Annotated in this window: 16 protein-coding genes; 8 read left to right on the top strand and 8 right to left on the bottom strand. The window is 61.2% G+C overall.

The genetic code is table 11. The features are described from left to right. The first annotated feature begins 148 nt into the window (after positions 1 to 148). Complete coding sequence (locus tag BLW80_RS28600; protein ID WP_093761885.1) at positions 149 to 2,713, top strand: HWE histidine kinase domain-containing protein; 2,565 nt, start codon at positions 149 to 151, stop codon at positions 2,711 to 2,713. 1 nt (position 2,714) lies between these two features. Here the strand turns inward: BLW80_RS28600 and BLW80_RS28595 are convergent, their stop codons facing one another. Further along, a complete protein-coding gene (locus BLW80_RS28595; RefSeq protein ID WP_093761883.1) occupies positions 2,715 to 4,130 on the bottom strand; it encodes a TolC family outer membrane protein in 1,416 nt (471 codons plus the stop codon). 330 nt (positions 4,131 to 4,460) lie between these two features. On the opposite strand from BLW80_RS28595, the gene BLW80_RS28590 reads away from it, so the two are divergent. Continuing rightward, positions 4,461 to 6,311: an acetyl-CoA hydrolase/transferase C-terminal domain-containing protein gene (locus tag BLW80_RS28590; protein ID WP_093761881.1), complete on the top strand. Its 1,851-nt coding sequence runs from the start codon at positions 4,461 to 4,463 to the stop codon at positions 6,309 to 6,311. Here the strand turns inward: BLW80_RS28590 and BLW80_RS28585 are convergent. Next, positions 6,308 to 7,087 (bottom strand): enoyl-CoA hydratase, encoded by a 780-nt coding sequence (locus BLW80_RS28585; protein WP_089266978.1) that lies wholly within the window; start codon positions 7,085 to 7,087, stop codon positions 6,308 to 6,310. The two genes, BLW80_RS28590 and BLW80_RS28585, sit on opposite strands and share 4 nt — an antisense overlap. 77 nt (positions 7,088 to 7,164) lie before the next feature. Continuing rightward, a complete protein-coding gene (locus BLW80_RS28580) occupies positions 7,165 to 7,848 on the bottom strand; it encodes a hypothetical protein (protein ID WP_093761879.1) in 684 nt (227 codons plus the stop codon). Between the two features lie 330 nt (positions 7,849 to 8,178). Here BLW80_RS28580 and BLW80_RS28575 point away from each other — a divergent pair, with 330 nt between their 5' ends. Beyond that, positions 8,179 to 8,724 (top strand): sigma-70 family RNA polymerase sigma factor, encoded by a 546-nt coding sequence (locus BLW80_RS28575; RefSeq protein ID WP_093761877.1) that lies wholly within the window; start codon positions 8,179 to 8,181, stop codon positions 8,722 to 8,724. A 2-nt stretch (positions 8,725 to 8,726) separates the two neighbouring features. After that, on the top strand, positions 8,727 to 9,365 hold the full coding sequence (locus tag BLW80_RS28570) for an NrsF family protein (RefSeq protein ID WP_093761876.1): 639 nt from the start codon (positions 8,727 to 8,729) through the stop codon (positions 9,363 to 9,365). A gap of 39 nt (positions 9,366 to 9,404) precedes the next feature. Here BLW80_RS28570 and BLW80_RS28565 read toward each other — a convergent pair whose 3' ends face one another. The 4 genes from BLW80_RS28565 to BLW80_RS28550 form a co-directional block, all read right to left on the bottom strand. Beyond that, positions 9,405 to 10,733 carry a flavin-containing monooxygenase gene (locus tag BLW80_RS28565; protein ID WP_093761874.1) on the bottom strand — a complete coding sequence of 443 codons (1,329 nt, stop codon included), beginning with the start codon at positions 10,731 to 10,733 and terminating at the stop codon, positions 9,405 to 9,407. After that, positions 10,730 to 11,704 carry an NAD-dependent epimerase/dehydratase family protein gene (locus BLW80_RS28560; RefSeq protein ID WP_093761872.1) on the bottom strand — a complete coding sequence of 325 codons (975 nt, stop codon included), beginning with the start codon at positions 11,702 to 11,704 and terminating at the stop codon, positions 10,730 to 10,732. Before BLW80_RS28560 ends, BLW80_RS28565 begins: the two co-directional genes overlap by 4 nt. Before the next feature lie 190 nt (positions 11,705 to 11,894). Further along, entirely contained in the window at positions 11,895 to 13,007 is a 1,113-nt protein-coding gene (locus BLW80_RS28555; protein WP_093761870.1) for a DUF2336 domain-containing protein, read from the bottom strand. Between the two features lie 69 nt (positions 13,008 to 13,076). Next, positions 13,077 to 14,114 carry a GGDEF domain-containing protein gene (locus BLW80_RS28550; protein WP_244528484.1) on the bottom strand — a complete coding sequence of 346 codons (1,038 nt, stop codon included), beginning with the start codon at positions 14,112 to 14,114 and terminating at the stop codon, positions 13,077 to 13,079. A 662-nt stretch (positions 14,115 to 14,776) separates the two neighbouring features. Here BLW80_RS28550 and BLW80_RS28545 point away from each other — a divergent pair. The 4 genes from BLW80_RS28545 to BLW80_RS28530 all read left to right on the top strand — a co-directional run bounded on the left by BLW80_RS28545 (position 14,777) and on the right by BLW80_RS28530 (position 18,838). After that, positions 14,777 to 15,346, top strand: coding sequence for a sigma-70 family RNA polymerase sigma factor (locus BLW80_RS28545; protein WP_089266985.1), 570 nt, complete (start codon positions 14,777 to 14,779; stop codon positions 15,344 to 15,346). After that, positions 15,343 to 16,077, top strand: a complete 735-nt coding sequence (locus BLW80_RS28540; protein ID WP_093761866.1) for a hypothetical protein — start codon at positions 15,343 to 15,345, stop codon at positions 16,075 to 16,077. The genes BLW80_RS28545 and BLW80_RS28540 overlap by 4 nt, the downstream gene beginning before the upstream one ends. An 80-nt stretch (positions 16,078 to 16,157) precedes the next feature. Further along, positions 16,158 to 17,909, top strand: a complete 1,752-nt coding sequence (locus tag BLW80_RS28535; RefSeq protein ID WP_244528483.1) for a S8 family serine peptidase — start codon at positions 16,158 to 16,160, stop codon at positions 17,907 to 17,909. Between the two features lie 407 nt (positions 17,910 to 18,316). Further along, positions 18,317 to 18,838 (top strand): TIGR03809 family protein, encoded by a 522-nt coding sequence (locus tag BLW80_RS28530; RefSeq protein ID WP_093761862.1) that lies wholly within the window; start codon positions 18,317 to 18,319, stop codon positions 18,836 to 18,838. Here the strand turns inward: BLW80_RS28530 and BLW80_RS28525 are convergent. Further along, on the bottom strand, positions 18,835 to 20,205 hold the full coding sequence (locus BLW80_RS28525) for a TIGR03808 family TAT-translocated repetitive protein (protein ID WP_093761860.1): 1,371 nt from the start codon (positions 20,203 to 20,205) through the stop codon (positions 18,835 to 18,837). The genes BLW80_RS28530 and BLW80_RS28525 overlap by 4 nt on opposite strands. Between the last annotated feature and the right edge of the window lie 651 nt (positions 20,206 to 20,856).

Here is a 20,856-nt window from a genome sequence, read left to right as displayed (position 1 = left end):
TGACCGGTTTCCCACCGGGCTATTCCAGTCCGTGCGCGTTTCGGTTGGTGCTTTTGAACGCTGTATTTGCTGATCTTTTTCAAAACATGCAGCCGTGCCATGCTGGTGGCCGTCGTTTCGAGCGCCGTATCTTTTCAGAGATTCTTTGATGCTCACCAAGACCGCCCCTGTCGACCTGACCAATTGCGACCGCGAGCCGATCCACATTCCCGGCAGCATACAGCCCTATGGCTGTCTGCTCGCCTGCGACGGCTCCGTCGGGATGGTCCGGCGCCATTCGGTCAATGCCGGCGCGATGCTTGGTGTGGGATCAGGCGACATCAATGGCCGCAGGCTGGACGATCTGATCGGCGAGGGGCCGGCGCACGACATTCGCAATGCCATCGCCAAATGGGGCAACCAGCAGCGCCCGGGACTGCTGATTGATTTCAAGGTCGCGCATTCGCAGACCGCGTTCAACGTCGCTGTGCATCGGCACAAGGGCGTCAACATCATCGAATTCGAGCCTGTGGACGCCAGCGAGGCGACACCGCCTCTGGAGTTGTCGCGCTTGCTGATCGGCCGCATCGGTCAATGCAACGATCTCGACGTGCTGTTTGACAATGCGGCGCGGCTGCTGCGTGGCGCACTCGGCTACGACCGGGTGATGGTCTATCAATTCGCTCATGATGGTTCCGGCCGGGTGATCAGCGAGGCGCGCCGCGGCGATCTCGAGAGCTTTCTGGGGCAGCACTTCCCGGCCGGCGACATCCCGCAGCAGGCGAGGGTGCTCTACGTCCAGAACACCGTGCGTATCGTCTCGGATGCAAGCGGTGAGCGCGTGGCCATCGAGCCGGAGTTCGACACGTCTGGTGAACCGCTCGACCTGTCCTTTGCACATCTGCGCAGCGTTTCGCCGATCCACTGCGAGTATCTGCGCAATATGGGCGTCGGTGCGTCGATGTCGATTTCCATTATCCATGACGGCGTGCTCTGGGGGCTGATTGCCTGTCATCACTATGCACCGCGCGCGCTTTCCATGGAGAAGCGCGTCGCTGCAGAAATGTTTGGCGAGTTCTTTTCCATGCAACTGGCCGGGCTTCTTCAAAAGCGCAAACTGGCTGCTAGCGAAAGCGCGCGGCGCTATCTCGACCAGCTGTTGCACAATGTTTCGCATCACGGCGATATCGAAGACCTGCTCAAGGAAAGCATTCGCGATTTTAGCGTACTGATGCCGTGTGACGGTATTGGCCTATATCTCAACAAGACCTGGACGTCTTATGGCAGTGCGCCACCGGCTGCCGCAGCGCCGGCGCTCATGGGCTTCATCAATTCAGTGGCCGAGGGCAGGGTGTGGGCGACAAGCGCATTGTCAGATCGATTACCGGCAGCTGAAGACTATGCCGTTGCCGTTTCCGGCGTATTGGCCGTGCCCTTGTCGCAACTGCCGCGCGATTATCTTCTGTTCTTTCGTAGCGAAGTTGCGCAAACCCTGAACTGGGCGGGTGATCCCAACAAGACGTACGAAATCGGCCCATTGGGCGATCGGCTGACACCGCGCAAGAGCTTCGCGATCTGGAAGGAGACCGTACAGCGCCAGTCCCAGCCATGGTTGCAAAACGAGCGCGACACCGCCGAAGCTGTGCGCTCGGCTTTGGTGGAAGTGGTGCTTCGCCACAACGAATTACTGGCGGATGAGCGGCACAAGGCTGACCTGCGCCAGAAAATGTTGAATGAAGAGCTCAATCATCGCGTCAAGAATATCCTGGCACTGATCAAATCGCTGGTCTCCCACCCGGTCGAGGATGGCCGCAGCATCGAGGATTATGTCGCCTCCCTGAAGGGACGTATTCAGGCCTTGTCGCTTGCGCATGATCAGGTTATCCGCGGCGCCGGTGGCGGTGCGTTAAAGGGATTGCTCGATGCGGAATTTTCGCCGTATCGCGAGTCGGTGAAAGCGATCGAGGTGACCGGGCCCGATGTTTCGCTCGACGCTCGAGCCTATTCGGTACTCGCACTGGTGCTGCACGAACTGGCCACCAATGCCGCCAAATATGGTGCGCTTTCCGTAAGCACAGGGCGCTTGTCACTCCAGTGGAAACGCACCGATATCGGCGATTGCGAAATCCACTGGCTTGAGCGCGACGGCCCCCTTGTCGCGCCGCCATTGCGGCCGGGCTTTGGATCGATGCTGATCAGCCGCAGCATTCCCTATGATCTCGGGGGTGAAAGTGATGTCGATTATGAGCCGGCCGGCGCGCGCGTGCGGTTGCTCATCCCGGCGCGCTTCGTTGTCTGGCCCGCGCCGGCGGCGGCGCGCAACGTGCGCGCCCGACGCGAGGACGACAGGCCGATGGCGTCGATGCGCGGCTTGAAGGTGTTGATGGTCGAGGACCAGCTTCTGATTGCCATGGACGTCGAGACCATGCTGACCCACGAGGGCGCGGCATCGGTCGAGACGGCATCTTCGGTCAAGGAGGCATTGATCGCGCTGGCGATCACGAGGCCTGATGTGGCCATCCTCGACGTCAATCTCGGCAATGGCAGTTCGGTGCCGGTGGCCCAGGCATTGCGCGAGCGGGGCATCCCCTTCGTCTTCGCCACAGGCTATGGCGAAACCAGCCTGATCCCGGCGTCGATGGATGACGTGCCGATCGTACGCAAACCCTACGACCTCGCATCGCTGGTCGCCGCGATGACCACGGCGATGGCGAAGAAGAGCTCGGCCGGATAGTCTATTGCCCCGAGGGCGTGCGCAGCCCGTGCCAGGCGTCGCGCACCTGATGGTAATGAACTTCCGGCAGATAGTCTGGCGTGTTTAGCCCAAGCGTCTTCACATCCAGCCTGCCAATTGCGCTGAGCAGCGAATAGGATGCGATGACCCGGTCACGTTGCGCGCCAATCAGGCGTGCCTTTGCCTGTACGAGATCCTGCTGTGAGTTCAGGACGTCGACAGTGGTACGCTGACCGCCCTGGGCCTCGCGCTGTACGCCCTGTAGTGCAACGCCAGCGGCGCGTACTTCGGCTTCCGCAGCGCTGACAGCGGTCTTGGCGCCTTCATTTGACACCCATGCACCGACGACTGCGGTGCGGGCCTGATTGCGGACCTGTTCGAGCACCAGGCGGCTGACCGATGACAGCTCCTTGGCCTGGCGCGTCTGCGCAGCACCGAGGCCGCCATCATAGATCGGCGCCGTCAGTTGGCCGACGATCGAAGCCTGGTCGGTGCCAAAAGTGCCAAGCGTCGGATCCGATTGGCTGGATTTGCTGGCGCTGCCCTGCAGCGTCAGAGTAGGCAACAGGCTACTCTCGGCCACTTTGATCGTCGTGGTCGCCACGTCGACATCGTAGCCGGCTGCCAGCACGGCGGGGTGCGCCTTGAAAGCCTGATTGAGGGCATCGTCGCGGTTGCGCGGCAGCAGCCGATCCATCGGTTCCGCCGGACTGAGCCGCGAGGGTGCAGCACCAATCACCTGCGTATAAGTTGCCTGGCTGATGGCGAGATTGACCTCAGCGGCATTGAGATCGGCCTGGCCACGCGCCAGTCGCGCTTCGGCCTGTGACGTGTCGGTGGGCGTGACGTCCCCGGCGTTGAGCCGCTTCTGGGCGATGCCGAGGGTTTCGCGCAGGGAGGTGACGTTGGTGCGCTGGGCTTCGACCAGCGATTGGTTGGCGAGAACATTGGTATAGGCAACGACAGCATCGAGCAGCACGCCCTGGCCGACATTGCGCAGCGCTTCCCGGCCGGACTGGACCTGCAATTCCGCGACGCGGACACTGTTGGCTGTCTTGTTTCCGTTATAAAGCGTCTGGGTGACCGTGACGCCGATGGTCCATGGCTTCAGCGTTGCGCCCTGGATGGTGTTGTCCACGAGCAGGTTGCGTACGGCCTGAAGGCCATAGCTCAGTGTGGCTGCCACCTGAGGCCGGTAGCCGGCCATCGCTTGCGGGACGTTCTCATCGGTGGCGCGCTGGCGGGCCCGTTCGCCGTTCAGCTGCGGATTGGACTGATAGGCTTTGGCAAGGGCTTCCGACACTGTTTCGGCACGGGCATCGACGGCAGCAAAAATGCCATAGCCGATCAGGCTCAGGGCCATGCCTGTCCGAAGCGCGCGCCTTGCGGCGAGGCCAAATATGCCGTGACGAACCATATTATCCCAAAGCAATCTTCGGACGTCCGCCCCCGCTGACGTCTAGGTATGTTTAGAGGGCGTTGCCTTTGCAGGCAAACCATCCGGCGAAGAACCTCCGGGCTTTTGCGCTTTCCCCACAGGGCATTTGGCTGCCCCGATTTGCTTGATTGATCAGGACCCTAGGTTGGATGAAGCGCTCCGTGAATGCGACGAATAAACCCGCTTCACATGGCCGCGTGTGTTGCATGTCGGGCACATTTCTGAATAACCGCACGCAGTGGTAACTCTGTCCGGCTTTGCTGCGCGATTGCGCTGAGGAGCTGCCGATCCTGCCCAGCCGGAATGCCTATGCCCAAGATCTTCACTGATCCCGACGCCATCGCCGAAGACATCATTCGCGACGTTGGGACGACGCTCGTGGTCGGGCTGCCGCTCGGGCTTGGCAAGGCCAATCATATCATCAATGCGCTCTATCAGCGCGCGCTGGCCGATCGCAGCATCAGGCTGACGTTCTTCTCTGCCCTGACACTGGAGAAGCCAAAACCATCCAGCGAGCTGGAGAAGCGCTTCATCAATCCGGTGATCCAGCGGCTGTTCGGGGGCTATCCTGATCTCGCTTATGCAAACGCGTTGCATAAAGGCGAGCTCCCGCCAAATATTCAGGTCAACGAATTCTTCTTCCTTGCGGGAAAATGGCTGCGGGTTGCCGACGCGCAGCAGCACTATATTTCGGCGAACTACACCCATGCGTCGTCCTATCTTCTGACGCGCGGGCTCAACGTCATCACGCAATTGGTGTCGAAGCGTGTGGTCGATGGCGCCGCGCGCTATAGTCTGAGCTGCAATACCGACACCACGCTTGATCTGATGCGGGCGCGCAATGAAGGTCGCGTCTCGTTCAGGCTAATCGGTCAGGTCAATTCGGAATTGCCCTTCATGCCGGGGCAGGGTGATCTTACCAGCGATGAGTTTCACGCGGTGCTCGAAAGCCCGGAGACTGAATTTCCGCTGTTTGCGCCCCCGTCCGAACCGGTCAACGACACCAAATACGCGATTGGATTGCACGCTGCCGGCCTGGTGCGCGACGGCGGCACGCTGCAGATCGGCATTGGACAAGTGGGTGATGCGCTGGCGCAGGGCCTGATCGTTCGCCACCGCGACAATGCGGCGTTCCGCAGTCTGATGCAGCATCTTGCCCCCGACGCGCCTCCGAAGGAAGTCGCAACGTTCGAACGTGGCCTCTACAGCGTCAGTGAAATGCTGTTCGAAGCATTTCTCGGTTTGATTGATGCGGGCATTCTCAAGCGCGAGGTGGATGACACCATCGTGCATGGCGCGTTCTTTCTTGGGCCGAAGGCATTCTATCAGGCGCTGCACGACATGACGCCGGAGCGTCTGGCGAAAATCCAGATGATGCCGGTGTCATTCACCAACGAACTCTACGGTGACGAAGATGCCAAGCGCCGTGCGCGCGTCGATGCGCGCTTCGTCAACAACACGATGATGGCGACGCTGATGGGCGCTGCGATCTCCGACGGTCTCGAGAACGGCCAGGTCGTGAGCGGGGTCGGCGGGCAGTATAATTTCGTCTCACAGGCTTTTGCTCTGGAGGGTGCACGCTCGATCCTGACTCTCGAAGCGACGCGCGCCGGCAAGAAGCCAGCCTCCAATATTCGCTGGAGCTACGGTCACACCACGATCCCGCGACACCTGCGCGATATCATCGTGACGGAGTATGGTGTCGCCGATCTGCGCGGGAAATCCGATGCGGATGTGATTGCGGAAATGCTGCAGGTGTCCGACTCGCGCTTTCAGTCGGAGCTGATGAAGCAGGCCAAGGATGCTGGAAAGCTTCCCAAGAGCTATGACATTCCTGCTGCGTATCGCGACAACGTGCCCGAGCGAATCTCCGCTGTCCTCAGGCCGGCGCGGGACGCCGGTCTGCTGCCCATGTTCCCGTTTGGTAGCGACTTCACCGAAGTAGAACAGCGCCTGATCCCCGCACTACAGATCCTCAGCACTGCATCGGCGTCCCCGCAGAAGCTCGCTGGATTGTTCTGGGAGGGCATGACGCATACAGCCAGCGCATCTGATGAGGCGGCACTTGCGCGGCTCGGGCTCGATCGTCCGGCCACATGGGCCGAACGCGCCTATCGTCTGCTGGTGTCCGCCGCGCTCGCGCGCAGCGGCTCAGCCTAGCGATTCTTGTTGACCGGCTTCCGCTTCTCGATGAAGGCGGCCATGCCTTCTGAACGGTCTTCCAGCGCGAATGTCGCGTGAAACAGATCGCGTTCAACCTTGAGGCCTTCGGTGAGCGGCGTCTCGAAGGCGCGATTGACGGCGTTCTTTGCCATCGTTGCCACCGGGCGCGACATGGCGGCGATCTTTTCCGCCATGGCGATGGCTTCTTCCATCAGCTTGTCGGCTGGGACAATGCGGCTGACGAGGCCAGAGCGCTCGGCTTCCGCCGCATCCATCATGCGGCCCGTCAGGCAAAGGTCCATCGCCTTTGATTTGCCGATGGCGCGGGTGAGACGCTGCGTGCCACCGATGCCGGGAATGGTGCCAAGCGTGATTTCCGGCTGGCCGAACTTCGCGGTGTCTGCGGCGATCATGATGTCGCACATCATGGCGAGTTCGCAGCCGCCACCGAGCGCATAGCCTGAGACGGCAGCAATGGTCGGTTTGGTACAGGTGGCGACACGGTCGCCGCCGATCGCGGTGAAGTCGCTGGAGAACATGTCGATGAAGCTCTTTGGCTGCATCTCCTTGATATCTGCTCCGGCGGCAAATGCTTTCTCGCTGCCGGTTACGATGATGCAGCCCACAGCGGTGTCGGCTTCCAGCTCGTCGATGGCGATCTTGATTTCGCCGAACACACCGAAAGAAAGCGCATTGAGCATCTTCGGGCGATTCAGCGTGATGATGCCGACCGCGCCTTTGCGCTCAACGATGAGGTGTTCGTAGCTGCTCATGTTCCATCCCGCGGATTTTTTGCCGAAGCCGCCAGGATCGGCGGCCCCGCGCAATTTGCCCGCTCGGGGGATGGGGTTCAAGCCATAAACATACGGGCCGCAGAAGCCATGGTCAGCAAACCGCCAAATGCGATGAAGATCTTACCAACAAGGGAGGTCTTGTCCCAGGTCGTGCTGCTCTCGGTGGCGACTTCCGGTGCCGGCGTATCGATGGTGGCCTTTGCGAGCGTCAGCGGCGGCTTGTCGTTGCTGATGGCACGATCGAGGTCGTTGAGCTGGTCAGCGGCAACGAGCTGCGCGTTGCTGGCGCCGGAATCCGGCGACGTCGTTGCGGGCTGTTCCTGCTGGCCGCCGATTTGGCCAAGCGCGCCGCCGGCTTGCGATGACATGTTGTAGGTGTTGGTTGCTGCGGTCTCAGAGGGCCATTGCGCATTGGCATTGGCGACCAATGACGGGATGGCAGTATCGCTGCTTCCCGGCTTCGCGTCTTCCGTCTTGGCGGCGTCCTCCTCAGCGGGCTTTTTCGACGCCTTGGCGGCCTGCCGGTCGGACTTGCGCGATTTCGTTTCGCTCTTCCTGGCACTGCGGTGCTTGGTGGCCTTCGCTGCTGGTTCGGCGGATGTGTCTGCGGCGCTGCCGACCGCTGCGGCCGGCTCGGATGCCGGGGCATCGTTTTCGGTCGCGTGAAGCGGTGCCGATGTGCAGATCCACAATCCGGCTGCGATGACCAATGCCGCACGCCCGCTGGCTCTGATGTTCATGGAAATCTCCCCAAAATACCGGCCCCCAATGGCCGCAAGGGAAACTGCGCAGGTGTTCACACCGGGGCAAAAAAAGGGAATCTTCGGACGAGTCCGGCAAAAACGGGGCATGAACACCGCCGCAGCCATCGTCTCCACAGGCGTTGGCAAAAATCTGCCTTTGAAATCAAGGCGACGGATGTCACTCTGACGGTTCGATGTTATGAGCCGGATGTCCTTGAAATCTTCGGCTCGGGGTTGGGGCGCAGGTAAGGGCTTCACGGTTCCGTGTTTTTCTCTCGGCTGACGTAACAAATTGAACTATCCGCCGAATTGGCTTTAGGAGCGCGCGTGCGCGGACGTGACGACGAATGGACCGATCTGATGCGGTCGGCCAATGCAGGGGATAGCGTTGCTTATCATCGCCTGCTGAAGTCGGTTACGCCCGTGCTGCGTGCCGGAGCGCGGCAGGGCCTGTCACGGGCTGGCCAGCCGCCCGATCAGGCCGAGGATATTGTGCAGGACATTTTGCTGGCGGTGCATTTGAAGCGGCAGACCTGGGACGCGAACGCGCCATTCGCGCCGTGGCTGTTTGCGATCGCCCGCAACAAACTGATCGATGCGCTGCGCCGGCGCGGGCGTCGGACCTTCGTCAACATCGACGATTTTGCCGAGACGATTCCGAGCGAACCGCCCGCCGAAACATTGCCCACCGTCGAGATATCCAATCATCTCGCAGATCTTCCGCCGCGGCAGCGCGACGTGTTGCGATCGATCGCGGTGGAAAGCGCATCCATCAAGACCACGGCGTCGAAATTGTCCATGACCGAAGGCGCCGTGCGCGTGGCGTTGCATCGTGGGCTCGCGAGCCTCGCAGCCAAGCTGCGAAAGGATTGACCATGGATACCGATCGCCTGATTCAGACGCTCGCCGCCGACAATGATCAGAGGCCGCGTCCCGTGAGTACGCAGCTCGCGATGGCCCTGTTGGTCACGCTGCCGGTCGTTGCAGCGATGTTGCTGGTGACGCTTGGCATTCGCCCGGACTTCATGTCGGCGATGCGCAATCCGTTCTTCGATACGAAGTTTCTGGTGACCTTGGCGCTCGCCATTCCAGCCATTGTGATCAGTGTCCATCTGTCCCGGCCCGAGGCGTCGCTGGGGCGCTGGATCTGGCTGTTATTGTTGTCGCCGTTCATTCTCATCGTCGCGTTGATCGTCGAAATGACGATACCGCAACGCGCGCCGATGATGGCGCGCATTATCGGCAGAAACTCGTCGGTGTGTTCGGCGGCGATCACGTTGCTGTCGCTGCCGATCCTCGGCGGCGCGATGATCGCGCTGCGCCACGGCGCGCCGTCACGCCCCGCCATTGCCGGTGCGCTCGCGGGATTGATGTCAGCCGGGCTAGGGGCGACGTTTTACGCCGCGCATTGCGCGGACGACTCGCCGCTGTTTGTCGCGACCTGGTACACGCTCGCAGCCCTCGTCGTGGCGGCGCTGGGGGCAGCCATCGGTTCGAAAGTGCTGCGCTATTGAGCGGCGCGAGAGCCACGCGCTCCGCGAAAATGAATCCGGTCAGGCCGATGCCATGGCCGCTGGACGCCCACTTGCTGCCTTTGCAATGTCGCCGTTGAGCTCGCCGGCATAATCGTTGAAATCGACTTCCAGCGTGTAGCGCGCTGAATTGAGCCAGGTGCTGATCTTCCTCTGGTGGAAGTCGCGGACCTCCAGTGCCATATCGCCGGGGCTGGGTAGGGCGACTTTGGCTGTGAGCACGGCTGCGATCCATCGAGCCTGGATTTCGACCAGCGGAATGGTCGGCCCGATGGGCTGCACCAATCCCGCAAAGAACAGACCAGGCTGGTTTGGCGGTGTAATGCGCCGATAAAGATCGACCATGCCGCCATCTTCCGGCACCGAGAAGATCTCGGGCGCGAGGAACGGAAAGCTGGTCTTGTAACCGGTCGCGTAGATCACCGCGTCGAAGCTCTCCTGCGTGCCATCGGCGAAGGCGATGGCGTCCCCCTCCAGCGAGGTGACGTTCGGCTTGATGCTGATCCAGCCATGGCCGATGTAAGGCAGCAACTCCTGGCTCAACGTCGCATGTTCGCGCCACATGGGATGTTTCGGCTTTGGTACACCGAAGCGGGCCTGATCGCCGACGGCGAGATATATCAGACGTGCGATGATCATGCGCGTCAACAGTGTCGGGAATTTCAGCTTGCGCGCGAAGAAGGCCGACCAGCGATCGATCGGGATGCCCATCATGTATTTCGGCATGATATGGGCGCCGGTTCGCGTGGACAGCACGACGCTGCTGGCGCGCTTGCAGAGATCGACGGCGATATCGACGGCCGAATTTCCGATGCCGACGACCAGCACCTTCTTGTCTTCGAATGGTTGCGCGGTGCGATACTGGCTGGAATGAATCGCCGTGCCGTTGAATGTGCCAGAGAAGGTCGGCCAACGCGGATCCCAGAGATGGCCGTTGGCGACGATCACTGTCTTGTATTCGCGGGTGCCTTCCTTCGTCGTCACGCGCCAGCCGTCATCGGTCTTTTCGACCGAGGTCACTTCGCAGTTGAAGCGGGTGCGAGATCGTGCGCCAAACCGGCCGGCATAGGCTTCCAGATAGTCCAGCAATTGCTGGTGTGACAGGAAGTCGGGCTTGTCGGCTGGAATCGGAAAATCGGAATAGCCGAGATTGTTGCGGCTGGTGTCGATATGTAGGTTGCGATAGGCGCAGGACAGGCCATTGTCATTGCCGTAGCGCCACATCCCGCCGATATTTGAGCCCTTCTCGTAGATGTCGAAACTGAGCCCCTTGTCGTGCAGGGCCTTGGCAACGGCAATACCGGATGAGCCGGCGCCAATGATGCAGATGTCGACTGCAGGCTCGGTCATGCAGCAGATTTTTCGGCAAGACGCTGGCGATACTGGCTCACGATGTCCTCGAAACTCTTGTCGGCGACGACGCCGAGGGATGGCGCGCGGGTGGAGATGAAACCTTTCGGCCAGCTATCGACGATCTTCTTGAGATCGGGATCGAGGGCATAGGTCACGTTCGGCGTGGTGTTGGTGACACGTGCAATCGATTCAATGATGTCGTCCATACTGATCGTCAAAGCAGGCTGATTGAGCACGCGTTTCCCGCGCATCTTGGCTGGATCGGCATTGTGAAGCGTGATCAAATTCTGCGCAACGGTCTCCACCGAAACGATCGGCACTTTCGTGTCCGCGCGCAATGGGCAAATCGACGGCTTTCCGGCGACGCCATCGCGAACGATGCCCGCGATCCGGTCGGATACCGACTGTGTTGGCGGGCCGGGGTGCACCAGCACGATCGGCAGGCGCAGGGCGCGTGCATCGACCATTCCGTGACGCGTGGCGTCCGCCAGCATCAATTCGGCGATGGCCTTGTGCGTGCCATAGGAGGTTTGTGGACGCTGCAAATGATCGTCATCGACATGATCAGGCAATAACCCGCCGAAGACCGCGATCGAACTTGGAAAGATCAGGCGCGGCGGAGCATCTTTCGCGCGGATGGCGTCGATCAATTCCGCCAGCGCCGAAACATTCACCGCCAGCGCGCGCGCCGGGTCCTGTTCTGCGGCGCTGGTCAGCACAGCGGCGAGATGAAACACGCTATGGGGTTTCCATGCAGCGATTTTCTTCAGCGTATCGGGTGCGTCGATGTCGGCTTGCAAGTGCCTCACACGTCGGTCGGATGCTGGCGGCAGATGTGTGTCGAGAAGGAGGAGCTCCTCGATTGTTTCGCTTGTGCCTGCAGTATTGGTGAGCGCGCCTGCTTGAAGCAGCGCAGAAGTGAGTGTTCTGCCGATGAAGCCACCGGCGCCTGTAATCAAGACGCGCATGAATCCCGCCCTGCTTGATGCCAACCCGTTCCGGCGTTATTCGCCGTGATCGAGGCATCACTATCAGCGCCTTCACTGGCAAGTCGATGCCTGCTGACGGAATGGCTGCTCAGCGCAATTGGCGTTGCGGCGCTCGGTCTCAATGGCCAGACTGCGGCCATTCGCGTGGAAACATGTCGACTGACAAACGTCAGGCGGCAGGTAGGTCGGACGTCGCCTGCTGCATACGGTGGAAGCGTAGGACCTGTTGTGCCGCGGAGATGCGCAGACGTTCATAGGTCTCGCGGTCGGTCGCGCTGTCAGACAGCTGTGTTCCAGCGAGTTGCTCGCGCATGTTGATGATGGTCTTGACGGTCTTCCATGAAAAATTTGCGACCTTGCACAGAATGAAAATGCCCTCGCTGCGGGATTCGACCATCATGGTTTCCGCGACGGAGATTGGCACGTTGGTCAGGCACGCGAGCGCGGCGTTTGCTTCGTCGAACTTGCCGGCTTCGGCGAATTTCGCCACTTCGTTTTCATCCAGTCGACCGTCTTCAAACAGCGAGCGCACGAGACCATGGGCGATGACGGTCTGCTGACTGATGCTGCCTGGTGCGGAGCGAGCCCGCCGGGCGACCTGCTGAACCACCAGAGATATGTCGGCGGTGTGGTGGACGTGGGTGGCTTCCAGCTTCGCCCGGACCGAGGCCGACGCCTTGGCGACGAGCTTCAGATAGTGGTGGCGCGGAATGGAGGGACGCAGGCCAACACATGTCGCAATCGTATCGTTGCCCTCGGCACGGGAGAGCAGGGTATTGTAACCGCGTTCTGAAATCTCGGCGCCGCGGTTGTTGACGGTGCTGGTGACGACGGCTTCGTTGCCGCGTTCGACAAGAACATCCGTCAGGGCGCCGCTCAGGACCCTGCGCGTCGAAATCGCGAGCAGATGGTCCTGGCTTTTGGTGCGTGCATTCTCGATCAGGGCATGGTCGTCGAGCTGCTCCGATTGAGAGAGCACGGGGGCGGCGACTTCGATCAAATCATCGAAAGCGAGAGTCCGGACGACCCGGGGCGGTGCGACAGAGACGGGTGCCAATCGCTCGGCCAGAAGGGCCCTTGCGGACGCTTCCATATGCGTCAGCAGGCAATCGAAAATGTCGTCGAACACTGCGATCTGCGCGTCGGAGTAATCCACGGCATTGTTGACGAACAGATCCGTGACACGGCGCAGCGTTTCCACGCGCCGTGCGACCGTTCCGTGGGCCAGTGCGGCGTCAAGTTCGTCGAGTAAATTTGCCGATAACGGTGACTTCGAAGACATAAATCAAATCCCGTAATTCTAATCGTGTCCTGCCGCTAATATGTTGCGGCCAGGGTTCGTTAAATTCGTTCAGGCGCTTGCAATTCGATTTCGTCCGCGCTCCTTGGCGGCGTAGAGTGCGCTGTCGGCGCGTGCGAGTAAGGTGTCTGGCGTGTCGTTCGGACCCAATGTCGCAACGCCGCCCGAAATCGTCACGGTCAAGCCGTCGGAAAATGCGCTCCAATCCAAGGCTTCGACAATCCCCCGCAAACGGTCGAGCATTTGCACGGCCTTGTCATGCGGCGTGTCCGGCAGCACCAGCAGGAATTCCTCGCCGCCATAGCGGCCGAATTTGTCGATGCTGCGGATATTGGCGAAAATGGTGATGGCGAAGGTCCGCAGTACTTCGTCGCCGGTTGGGTGTCCGAAATTGTCGTTAATCCGCTTGAACCAGTCGAGATCGATCAGCGCGGCGGTGCAGGGTGTGTTGCTGCGCTGTGCGCGGATGATTTCATCGTCAAGCAGCCGCATGATGCAGCGGCGATTGAACGACCCCGTCAGTTCATCGAGTTCTGCGAGCTCTTCGATGCGCTTGTAGGCGGCCTCGAGTTCAACGCGGCGCCGAAACAGCGCGTCGCGTAGCGAGCTGGAGAAAATGCCAATGAACATACTGCGGGCGATGGTCATCGAGAATGTCAGCAAGGTGCCGAAGCGTTCGATCGAGCTGCTGGAGGGGAGCGTCAAGGGCAGATCGACGAAGAAATACAGCAGCGCGAGGCCGCCGGTCATGACGGTCCAGGCGCCGACACCTTCACGGGGCGAGGTACGCAAGGCGATGACATTGGCCACAAGAAACAATGCGCAGAGAAACACGACGGCGACATTGGGCGCTGTGTAAACGAAGGCGAGCAGAAGTGCGTAAGTGACAGCCGTGTAGGGCGCTGCGAAGAAATGATCGCGCCAGTCATCCGTCAAGCCGCTCTCGGAGATCGCGAGGAAGATCAGGACAGAGGCAAAAGCGCAGCCGGCATAGGCCGCGACGATGGTGCCATCGATAGTGCCTGCTGCAAGGAAGACGAAAAGCAGCACGACATTGACGGCATGACTGGCAGCCGCGAGTGCGAGCATTTGCCGTCGCCGCTTCAGGCGACGTGCCAGCATATCAGACCGCAACTCTCCATCGACGGCTTCGAAGTCGCCGTTGACTGGATTCAAGACTGATGAAGCGGCTGCGGTCATTGAGCCCATCGATGGGTTTCGCTGACGAAACTCTAGTGCTCAAAGCCTTTAGGTTTGGTATCTATTGCCGCAAGTCAATCTGGTAACCGGCTACTCATTTGCTGCTCCCGGCGACATCTGTCGACAGATCGCGTGCAGCGGGACTGCCAGAAGGTTTCAAGAATAGCTTTGTTATTTAAGTAAAAATGCCCGGGCCGATGACGGGCCCGGGCGAGTTCACTTGATGTGGCGGACAAGCCGCCAAGGCAAGTTACGGTATTCATTGATGAGGGTTTCGGGATATGGCTGCAAAATGCAGGTTCCTCCGTCTCAAGGCTGTTCCGGAAGCCACGACTTGGTAAGGTTGCCGTGTGAATCGCTGGCGTTCGGGTCGGAAATGCCCCAGCATTATGCTACCTGTTACCCGTTCCGCCCAAGAAAAGGGCGGTAAAAGCCCGTTCGGCGCGGTTAAAAGCAGCCGCGACCGGTATATTCCTGCCCATTCGAGAAGATTTTATCTTGTCAATCGAACCTCTTACATCCTCATTCAGACCAACCTTGCGAGACGGGCAGTGAGTGCAACACAGGCGGCATCGGATGAGATTCTGATCGCCCGGATTGCGCAAGGCGACCGTCTTGCCATGCAGGTGCTTTATGGCAGGCACCACGTCCGGGTGTTTCGCTTCGGCCTTCGGCTGGTGCGGAACGAACAGATTGCTGAGGATCTTATCAGCGAAGTGTTCCTGGATGTGTGGCGGCAGGCAGGCAAATTCGAAGGTCGTTCCGCGGTCTCGACCTGGCTCCTGGCGATTACGAGGTTCAAGGCGCTGTCCGCGCTGCGCAAGCGCAAGGACGCCGAACTGGACGACGAGACGGCCAACGCGATCGAGGATACGTCCGATAACCCCGAAGTGTCGGTTCAGAAAAAGGATACCAGTGACGCGTTGCGGAAGTGCCTGACATCCCTTTCGCCCGAGCATCGGGAAATCGTCGATCTCGTCTACTACCACGAGAAGTCCGTGGAAGAGGTGGCCGAAATCGTCGGAATTCCCGAGAACACCGTCAAGACGCGCCTGTTTTATGCGCGCAAGAAATTAGCCGATCTGCTCAAGGCAGCCGGCATTGAACGAGGCTGGCCATGATGGCGATGAGCAACAAAGTGCCGACCCAGGAGCCAGGCGAGATCGAGGCATTGCTGCCTTGGCACGCCGCGGGCACGCTCAACGCGCGTGATGCGCGCCGCGTCGATGATGCACTGGCCAAGGATCCGGAACTGGCGAAGCAATATGCCGTGATCCAGGAAGAATATGCGGAGACCATTGGCCTCAATGAGAGCCTTGGTGCGCCGTCCTCGCGGGCGATGCAGAAGCTGTTTGCTGCTATTGACGCCGAGCCGGTGCGCAGCGGATCGACATCGGTCGGTCTGTCGGCGCGGATTTCCGGATTTTTCGCATCGCTTTCGCCGCGGACGCTGGCGGCTTCGGCCGCTGTTGGCGCGCTCGCGATCATGCTGCAGGCGGGTGTGATTGGCACCGTGCTGATGCAGCGCGATACACACTCATTCCAGACCGCGTCCTATGAAGCTGCGCCGTCGCCCGCGAGTGCACCGACCACTGTCACCCGGTCGCTCGCGCCGGCACCGGCCTCGGTAGAAGCTCCGACGCGCCTGTTCGTCCGTTTTGCGCCAACTGCGCGGGTGTCGGACATCACAGCGTTGCTCGACGGCTATCAGAGCACGATTGTTGACAGCGGCAAGGACGGGCTGTTCCGGCTGCAGTTCGGCAATCGGGTGATGACCAAGGACCAGATCGCCGGGCTGATCCGCCGGCTGGAGAACGAGAAGATCGTCAGCATGGCGGTTCAGGCGCAATAGGCGCCGTCGGTTGATCCGATCCGCATTATGCGTGCGAGGCCTGTTCCATGAGACATGATCGTGGTGCCTCCAGACCAGTGATGAAATGCACGGCCGCTGTGCTTTCGCTCGCCGTCGCGTGGCCGTTCAGCCTTTCGGTCGCTGGCGCGCAGAGCATGATGCGCTCGCCGAGCCTCAATATCGGATCGCGCATTCCCACGATCGCTCCCAGCACAACGCCGCGTATCAATCCGAACATCGCTGCCGGCGCGGGCCGCATCGCCGGCCGTGGCCCGAGTATCGCGAGCCGCGGACCCATTGCTGGTCGCGTCGGTATCACCAGCGTCGGCCCGCGCGGTACGGCGATCGGGACGACGGCCAGCCGGACACCGCCCATATCCTCGCGGCCAGGGCGTACGCCGCCGCCGAAGATCGTGGGCGTGCTGCCGACCATTCCTTATGTACGCTATTCCCCTAACACCTATCCGAGCTGCGCCTATGCCAATCGCGCGGCATCCGGCGAGTGCAACGAGAAGCCATTCGTTGCTGATCTTGGCGGCGGCGGCCCGACGCCGCGCAGCCAGAATGCCGGTGGTGGACCGCGCAGCAATGGCTCGCAGGCGGCCCTCAATACGCGCTATGTCCCCCGGCAGATTGTCGCCGAACTCGACAGCGCGCTGACGCCCGACCAGACGGATGCGCTGGCGCGCCGTCTGCGCCTGGAGCGTCTGTCGTCGCAGGATTTTCCGCTGATCGGCGCGACGATCAACCTGTTCCGGATCACCGACAATCGTTCGGTCGAAACTGTCGAGGCCCAGATGCGCGCCGAGGCTGACGTGCGCGCTGTGCAACCCAACTTCCGCTATGTGCTGCAGGATCAGGTGACAACGCCGGCACTGGGCGAGGGCGATCCCGCGCAATATGCGCTGGCGAAGCTGCGTCTGCCTGAGGCGCACAAGCTGTCTGCCGGTGCCAATGTCACAGTCGCTGTCATCGACTCCGGCATCGACGTCGCGCATCCCGAACTCGCTGATGCCATCGTGGGTTCGTTCGATGCGCTTGGCAGCAAGGAAAGTGCGCATGTGCACGGGACTGGCATTGCGGGCGCGATCGTATCGCATGCGCGACTGATGGGCAGTGCGCCGCGCGCGCGCATCTTGGCCATTCGCGCTTTTGGTGTGTCGCAGGGCGGTGCCGAGAGTTCGTCTTTCATCATCCTCAAGGGTATCAACCACGCGGCGATGAATGGCGCCCAGGTCATCAATATGAGCTTTGCCGGTCCGCAGGATCCGCTGATCGAGCGCGGTATTGCCGCGTCAGCCAGCAAGGGCATCGTGATGGTCGCAGCATCAGGCAATGCCGGACCGAAATCGCCGCCGCTTTATCCTGCGGCAAGCCCCAGCGTGATCGCAGTCAGCGCCACCGATGCGTATGACAGGCTGTTCTCCGCGTCGAACCGTGGCAGCCACATCGCGGTGGCTGCGCCGGGCGTCGATATCTTCCTGCCCGCGCCGGACAACAAGTACCAGATGACGTCGGGCACCTCGTTCTCGGCGGCTTACATCAGCGGGCTCGCCGCATTGATGATCGAGCGCAATCCGCAACTACGGCCGAACGAGATCCGCAGCATCCTGATGACAACCGCGCGTGATCTTGGTGCGCCCGGCCGTGACGACCTGTTCGGTGCCGGCGCGGCGGATGCCTATAGTGCGGTATCGGCAGTGCAGGGCGCTCAGCACCCCGTGGCGACAGCGCCTGCGCCTGTCACTCCTGTTGTCGTCACCGCGCCGGCGCCGACGACGCGTGCGGTCGAGGCCTCGTCACCGTCGATGGCGTCAGACGTCCAAAAATAATCTCCTGATCGTTGAACGTTTGGCCGGGTGGACCGGACATATGGATGTGGGAGCGGCATTCCCTCCCCAACGAGGCCATATCCGGCGCATGCGCCCAAACATTCGCGCCGGTATAGCTTGACCCGTCCGGTTGTCCCCCCGGACGGGTCTTTCGTTTTTGTTAACCAAAAATTTTAACCTTCAGGTCATAGATTGCCGGTGCATGGCCGGGCGTCGAGCAAGGCTCAAGCAAGGCTTGACTGCAATACCTCAGGTTTGACGGGGCTTTCTCACGTGTTTCCAACGCAATTGTCCAAGTTTGACCACATTGCGCTGGACCCCGAAAACTTTTCCACAGAAACTCTCCAAGTATTGGTGAGTGATTCGTTTGTTGCTTTGCGTCCGTTTTTTCTCTTGCGGACATTTCCATGTCATCTCACCTGAATTTTCCTTACCCGCATGCCGGCATCGGTCGGCCACTGGCCCAGCGCTGGTGCGCTCTTGCCGAGAGCCGGCTGGATTACCTGACAGAACTGTTCGAGAGCGGGCGGTGGCGCCGTTTTCACAGCGAAGCCGAGTTTCTCGACAACATTCAGGAAGCCAAGGAAGCGGTTGAACGCTGGCGGCTGATGGTCGAGGGCGAGACTGCCGCCGTGAGGCGCGTGCTGTCTTCGGAAGGGGTGATCTACCGGGCGCCGCGCGCCTCTGAACCACCACGGCCGGCTGCCGTCGCGGCTCCTGCCATCGCAGCGCCCGCGGTTGCGCCGTTGCAGCCCGACATCGAGCCGGTGGCTGAAGCGGCTTCGCCCGTCCTGATCCCGATCGAAACCCTGTTGCGGCAGGCTCCGCCGCGGCAGGCGGCGGTGACGCCGGCGGATCTTGATTGGCAGAAAGCGCTTGATCCTCTGGTGATGAGCGCGCGCTATCCGATGCTGCGGACAGCGCTTTAGCGCACCATGTTCCCGGAGAGGGCAATCTGCTGATAGCGCTGTGCGCCATCGGCGGTGAGGTCCGGCGTCACCGGCTTTGCATGATCGAGGCCGACGACAGCGCCGCGTGGCGCGCCCGAAATCATGTTGTTGCTGACCAGCGCGGTGCCGGCTCCCGGTGCGATCGATACACCGATGCCGATAAAGCTGTTGCGCACCACGTTGCCGGTGATGGCGACGTCGCGCAGATACTTGCCCCAGCCCGCGATCATGCCGAAGGACGGCGCGTTCTCGACGACATTGCCGCTGACGCTGGCGTCCGCCTCGATATAGATGCCGATGCCGGCATCGTCGTCGGGCGCCGTGCCGATCGGCCGCTTCGGGAGCAGGTTGCGGATGATATTGCCCTGAACCACTGCGATGCGGCCGCCCTCGTTGAAGTTGCAGACGGAGACACCGAGCGCCGCACCATCGACGGTGTTGTTGGCGATCACCGCAGCCTCGAAGGCAAATTCCGAATAGAGCGCGACTTCGCGGACGCTCGACACGCTGTTGCCCGTGATGTGGATGTTCGATGCGGAGTTGCCGCGCACCGCGGAGTAATCGCAGTTGCGGATGCGATTGCCGGAGACGATGACATTGCCCGCACGATAGGCGTTGATGGCGTTGCCATATTGACCGGAGCCGCCGGGGCCGGCCTTGATGTCCTCGATACGATTGTCGATCACTTGCGTGCCGTCATCGCCGATGGCGGTGCGCAGGATCTCGATGCCGTTGCTGCTGGTGCCGGAAATGGTGTTTTGCGCGACGATCAATCCCTGCGCATCGAACGAGACGATCGCCGTGGTGGCGATGTTGGTGAGCGTATTGTCGGTGACCGCGCCCGCCGTGTTGTCCAGCCAGATGCCTGCGCCGCCGCTATTGGTAACGGTGCAATCGCCGATGCGGAGTTCGCGCGCTTGCACCATGTGCAGCAGCCCGCGCCGCGGCGGCAGTTTGGCGAAGTTGCCGTCCAGCGTCAGGCCGCTAAGGCTGACATAGTCCGCGCCTTCGCCTGACAGCAGTGACGCGCCGCCGCTGAAGGTGAGGGTCGTTGCGCCGCGCATGCCGATGATGTGCGAGCCGCGCGCGAGCCTGAGCATACCGGTGCGATAGTTGCCGGGCGGCAATGCGAGCGGTGCCTGCGCGCGCGCTGCCTCGTCGATGGCGCGCTGCAATGCGCGGGTCTGATCGTCCTGGCTATTGGCACGCACACCATATTGCGTGGCGTCGCGTCCGAGCGTCGAGGTGAGCGTGGCGGCGCGTGCCGCATCGCTCGATGCGGCGAATGCGCCGGCGGCGAGACCCGCGCCGGACGCAGTCAGCAGATGGCGGCGATGCAGGTCCATGGTTCAAGGTCCCGGTGGATGTCCGCTGATGACGTAACGCAAGATGATGCGTGTGACGTTGCCAGGCGAGAGCGGCCGCGATGAATGTGCAGGGTAGGGTTAATGATGCTCTGACATATGGAACGGTAAGAGCGGGTGCATCACTCCCGGTCGTCATGGCCGGACAGCGCGAAGCGAGCTTCGCAATAATCCCAGGCCTCTCCCCACGTCATGGCCGGGCTTGACCCGGCCATCCACCTTGTCTTGTGCGACGGCGTGCGGGCCAAGCTGGATCCCCGGGTCAAGCCCGGGGATGACACCTGCGGGTGCGGCGCCTTCATCGCGTCGTTGCAGATTCAACTGTCAAACAGCCACTGCTCATCAGACATGCGTCATCGCCCCCATTGTTTGCGGCGCGGGGGCGCCGTCATGTTTCGCATTCCTGCCCCCTGTGAGAGGGCGTGCGGAACGCCGGGTGCCCGTTGCACCCTTGGGCCTGATGCGATGCGGTCTTCCGCAATCTAGTGTGCATCAGGACTTTCGGAGGCGCCGAGCAAGTGCCCGACGTTCCGCCTGCGGTGTTTTTTCGGTTGCTTGCACATCTGCCATGGCGAACGGTCCCATCACCAAAATTAATGTCCCAGGGCGGAGGGACAGGGTAGCCTCAAGCGA

Source organism: Tardiphaga sp. OK245 (assembly GCF_900108575.1).
Lineage (GTDB): Bacteria > Pseudomonadota > Alphaproteobacteria > Rhizobiales > Xanthobacteraceae > Tardiphaga > Tardiphaga robiniae.
Note: the sequence above shows the minus strand (reverse complement) of the source record. Positions and strands in the feature narration are given on the sequence as shown.

Bases quoted from the DNA above. Each gene is read 5' to 3' on its own strand.
- BLW80_RS28600 (WP_093761885.1), top strand. From the start codon at position 149: ATGCTCACCAAGACCGCCCCTGTCGACCTGACCAATTGCGACCGCGAG.
- BLW80_RS28595 (WP_093761883.1), bottom strand. From the start codon at position 4,130: ATGGTTCGTCACGGCATATTTGGCCTCGCCGCAAGGCGCGCGCTTCGG.
- BLW80_RS28590 (WP_093761881.1), top strand. From the start codon at position 4,461: ATGCCCAAGATCTTCACTGATCCCGACGCCATCGCCGAAGACATCATT.
- BLW80_RS28585 (WP_089266978.1), bottom strand. From the start codon at position 7,087: ATGAGCAGCTACGAACACCTCATCGTTGAGCGCAAAGGCGCGGTCGGC.
- BLW80_RS28580 (WP_093761879.1), bottom strand. From the start codon at position 7,848: ATGAACATCAGAGCCAGCGGGCGTGCGGCATTGGTCATCGCAGCCGGA.
- BLW80_RS28570 (WP_093761876.1), top strand. From the start codon at position 8,727: ATGGATACCGATCGCCTGATTCAGACGCTCGCCGCCGACAATGATCAG.
- BLW80_RS28565 (WP_093761874.1), bottom strand. From the start codon at position 10,733: ATGACCGAGCCTGCAGTCGACATCTGCATCATTGGCGCCGGCTCATCC.
- BLW80_RS28560 (WP_093761872.1), bottom strand. From the start codon at position 11,704: ATGCGCGTCTTGATTACAGGCGCCGGTGGCTTCATCGGCAGAACACTC.
- BLW80_RS28555 (WP_093761870.1), bottom strand. From the start codon at position 13,007: ATGTCTTCGAAGTCACCGTTATCGGCAAATTTACTCGACGAACTTGAC.
- BLW80_RS28550 (WP_244528484.1), bottom strand. From the start codon at position 14,114: ATGCTCGCACTCGCGGCTGCCAGTCATGCCGTCAATGTCGTGCTGCTT.
- BLW80_RS28540 (WP_093761866.1), top strand. From the start codon at position 15,343: ATGATGGCGATGAGCAACAAAGTGCCGACCCAGGAGCCAGGCGAGATC.
- BLW80_RS28535 (WP_244528483.1), top strand. From the start codon at position 16,158: ATGAAATGCACGGCCGCTGTGCTTTCGCTCGCCGTCGCGTGGCCGTTC.
- BLW80_RS28530 (WP_093761862.1), top strand. From the start codon at position 18,317: ATGTCATCTCACCTGAATTTTCCTTACCCGCATGCCGGCATCGGTCGG.
- BLW80_RS28525 (WP_093761860.1), bottom strand. From the start codon at position 20,205: ATGGACCTGCATCGCCGCCATCTGCTGACTGCGTCCGGCGCGGGTCTC.